Source organism: Pseudomonas sp. SIMBA_067, assembly GCF_046534675.1.
In the GTDB taxonomy this organism is placed as follows: domain Bacteria; phylum Pseudomonadota; class Gammaproteobacteria; order Pseudomonadales; family Pseudomonadaceae; genus Aquipseudomonas; species Aquipseudomonas putida.
On the sequence record NZ_JAWRYH010000577.1, the window covers coordinates 1 to 266 of the forward strand.

1 protein-coding gene is annotated in these 266 nt (G+C 57.5%); it reads right to left on the bottom strand.

What is annotated here, in order from left to right; genetic code table 11:
- Positions 1 to 202: SDR family NAD(P)-dependent oxidoreductase (locus SB765_RS30400; RefSeq protein WP_410932591.1), on the bottom strand; the 202-nt coding region annotated here is incomplete at its 3' end.
- Positions 203 to 266 lie beyond the last annotated feature (64 nt).

Genomic DNA, 266 nt, shown 5'->3' on the forward strand with positions numbered 1-266 from the left:
GGTCGATGCTCGCCTGGTGGGTCACATCCAGCGCTACTGCCAGCGCGTTGTCGTGTCCCTCCACCAGATCGGCAATGGAAGAGGTATCACGTGCCGTCACGACGACCTTAAAACCACGCGCGATGGTCTGCTGCGCCAGTTCACGACCAAATCCGGTCGAACATCCCGATATTAACCAGACAGGGCTGGAGTGAGCAGTCATGGTAAGACTCCCGTTGATGATGAAGTGACTGGAGACCCGGACGCGAGTGCATCCGGGATTTAAG